Raw genomic sequence first — 3,430 nt, forward strand, 5'->3', positions numbered from 1 at the left:
CAATCACAAAATGTGGCTCGACATGCAGGGCGTCCGGACCGTCCCGCTGCCGACCGACGACCGGCTCCTGCCCGAGGCAGAGACCGCGCGCACACTGATCACCGAGCGCACCCGCGCCATCGTTCTGGTCACGCCCAACAACCCCGGCGGCGTGGAATACCCCGCCGAGACGCTCTCTGCGCTCTACGAGCTGGCGCGCGAGAAAGGCCTATGGCTGATCGCCGACGAGACGTACAAGGATTTCGACAGCCGCACCGGCGCCCCGCACGACCTGCTCAAGCGTGAGGGCCACGAGGACACGCTGATCCAACTCTACAGCTTCTCCAAGGCCTATCGCCTCACCGGGCACCGCGTCGGCGCGATCATCGCCAAGCCGGCGCTGCTGACCGAGGTCGAGAAGTTTCAGGACACAGTCGCCATCTGCGCCCCTCAACTGGGCCAGGTCGCGGCGCTCTGGGGGCTCGAGAACCTCTCGCAATGGGTGGCCGGCGAGCGCGACGAGATCCTCGCACGCGGCCGCGCCATCGCCGAGCAGTTCCCGCGGCTCGCGGCCAAAGGATGGGTGCTCAAGGGGCTCGGCGCCTATTTCGCCACACAAGGGATCACGACGCTGTTCGACCGGCTTTGCGAGCTGGACTGGCCCCTTGCGGGCACGGACAGCGCGGCGTAGAGACGGGCCCCAAGCAATAGCGGGGAAGAGGCAGCCATGGCGCGCGGCAAGAGTGGCATCACGAAATACATCGTCTGGGGGGTGCTCATCGCCTCGTTCGTGGGCTTCGGCGCGTTCGGCACGGTGAATTTCACCGGCGGCGCCGGCAGCATCGGGTCGGTTGGCGACACCACCATCGAGACGACCGATTACGCGCGCGCCCTGCAGAACGAGATGCGCGCCGTCGAGGCGCAGACCGGAAAGCCGGTGACGCTCGAGCAGGCGCGGCAGTTCGGCCTCACCGACCAGGTGCTTGCGCAGGTCGTGACCAACGCCGCGCTCGACGAAGAGACCCGCCAGCTTGGCATCTCGGTCGGTGACGAACGCGTCGCCGAAGATCTGCGCAACGTGCAGGCCTTCCACGGCCCCGACGGCAATTTCGACCGCAGCGCCTATTCCTATGCTCTGCAGAACGCCGGGCTCAAGGAAGCGGAGTTCGAGGACAGCCTGCGGCAGGAGAGCGCCCGCTCGATCCTGCAGGCGGCGGTGCTCTCGGGAACCACCCTGCCCGACACCTATGTCAACACGCTGCTGCGCTGGGTCGGCGAGACCCGCGACTTCACCTGGGCGACGCTCGACCGCGACGCGCTGACCACAGGCCTGCCGGTTCCCACGGACGAAGAGCTGCAGGCCTGGTACGACGAGAACATCGACCAGTTCACCCTGCCCGAGACCAAGGTCATCACCTATGCCTGGCTGACGCCGGACATGATCGTGGACACGGTCGAGGTCGACGAGCAGGCCCTGCGCGACGCCTATGAAGAGCGCCACGCCGAATTCAACATGCCCGAGCGCCGCCTCGTGGAACGGCTGGTGTTCAGCTCCGAGGACGAGGCGCAGGCCGCGGCCGACCGCATCGCCAGCGGCGAGACCGATTTCGAGGGCGTCGTGGCCGAGCGTGGGCTTGCCATCATCGACACCGACATGGGCGACGTGACCCGTGCCTCGCTCGGCGAGGCCGGCGACGCGGTCTTCGGCGCCGAGGTCGGTGCCGTCGTGGGGCCGGAACCGTCCAACCTCGGGCCGGCGCTGTTCCGCGTGAACGGCGTGCTGGCCGAGCAGGTCACCCCCTTCGAGGAGGCCGTGCCCGACCTGCGCGACGCGCTGGTGCTCGACCGCGCCCGCCGGGTGATCGAGGGCATGTCGCAGGATCTTGACGACGAGCTTGCCGGGGGCGCGACACTCGAGGAGCTGAGCCAGGACACCGACATGGAGCTCGGCCAGATCGAATGGTCCGAGACCTCGGACACTGGCATCGCGGGCTACGAGGCCTTCCGCGAGGCCGCGCAGGCGGTGCAGGACGGCGACTACCCTGCGATTGACGATCTCGGCGACGGCGGCGTCTTCGCCCTGCGTCTCGACGAGCAGCGCGATCCCGCGCCCGCGCCCTTCGAGGACGTGCGCGACGAGGTTGCCCAGCTCTGGGAGCAGGATCAGGCCACCGAGGCGCTGGTCGCCCAGGCCGAAGAGCTCGCCACAGCGATCTCCGGCGGCGGCAGCTTCGAGGACAGCGGACTGTCCCCGACGCAGGAAAGCGGTCTCACCCGCAACCAGCCCATCGAGGGGCTGCCCGCGGCGATCCTCGAGGCCGTCTTCACCATGGAACCCGGCGAGGCCCGCGCCCTGCCCGGCAACGGTGCCGCGCTGGTGGTCCGGCTCGACGGCGTGACGCCGGTGGACATGGACGCTCCTCAGGTCACGCAGGTCGGCGATCAGCTTCGCGATCAGGCCGCCAACAGCGTCGCGAACGACATCTTCCGCGCGCTCAACACCGATATCCAGTCCCGTGCGGGCGTCAACGTCGACCAGTCGGCGGTGAATGCCGTGCTCAGCAATCTCCGGTAAGTTCCATGGCCACGCTCATCCCCTCCTTCGAGACCTTCGCACCGGCCTACGAGGCGGGGAAGAACCAGGTGGTCTATGCGCGACTGGCGGCGGATCTCGACACGCCGGTGTCGCTGATGCTGAAGCTCACCGGAGCCGCCAAGGACGCCTTCATGCTCGAGTCGGTGACCGGCGGCGAAGTCCGCGGTCGCTACTCGATCATCGGGATGAAGCCGGACGTGGTCTGGAAATGTCACGGCGAAAGCGCGCAGATCAACCGTCAGGCGCGGTTCGATCCCGACGCCTTCATGCCGCTGGAGACCGAGCCGCTGACCGCGTTGCGGGCCCTGATCGAGGAAAGCCGCATCGAGCTGCCCGAGGACCTGCCGCAGGCCTCCGCCGGGCTGTTCGGCTATCTCGGCTATGACATGATCCGGCTGGTCGAGCGCCTGCCCGACGTCAACCCCGACCCTCTCGGCCTGCCGGACGCCTTGATGCTGCGGCCCTCGGTGGTGGCGGTGCTCGACGGGGTCAAGGGAGAGGTCACCGTGGTGGCGCCCGCATGGGTGCAGGACGGCGTCTCGGCCCGCGCCGCCTATGCCCGCGCCGCCGAGCGCGTGATGGATGCGGTGCGCGACCTGGAGCGCGCGCTGCCGCAGGCGAGCCGCGATCTGGGCGAGGCGCACGAGGCCGGCGAGCCGGTGTCGAACTTCACCCGCGAGAGCTACAAGGCGGCGGTCGAGACGGCCAAGGACTACATCCGCAAGGGCGACATCTTCCAGGTGGTGCCCGCGCAGCGCTGGACGCAGGACTTCCCGCTGCCTCCCTTCGCGCTCTACCGCTCGCTGCGCCGGACCAACCCGTCGCCCTTCATGTTCTACTTCAACTTCGGCGGCT

The 3,430-nt window shown here is 68.6% G+C and carries 3 protein-coding genes; all 3 read left to right on the plus strand.

Annotated features, from left to right (window positions below; genetic code table 11):
* A partial coding sequence (locus HC022_RS21670) for an aminotransferase class I/II-fold pyridoxal phosphate-dependent enzyme (RefSeq protein ID WP_167453794.1) occupies positions 1–670 on the plus strand: 670 nt, incomplete at its 5' end.
* 36 nt (positions 671–706) lie between these two features.
* The gene (locus HC022_RS21675) at positions 707–2,554 is read left to right on the plus strand and encodes a peptidyl-prolyl cis-trans isomerase (protein WP_167453795.1); all 1,848 of its coding nucleotides are present in this window, start codon (positions 707–709) and stop codon (positions 2,552–2,554) included.
* A gap of 5 nt (positions 2,555–2,559) precedes the next feature.
* A partial coding sequence (locus HC022_RS21680) for a chorismate-binding protein (RefSeq protein ID WP_175583683.1) occupies positions 2,560–3,430 on the plus strand: 871 nt, incomplete at its 3' end.

The sequence above is a fragment of the Salipiger sp. HF18 genome, assembly GCF_011806505.1.
Classification (GTDB): Bacteria; Pseudomonadota; Alphaproteobacteria; order Rhodobacterales; family Rhodobacteraceae; genus Salipiger; species Salipiger thiooxidans.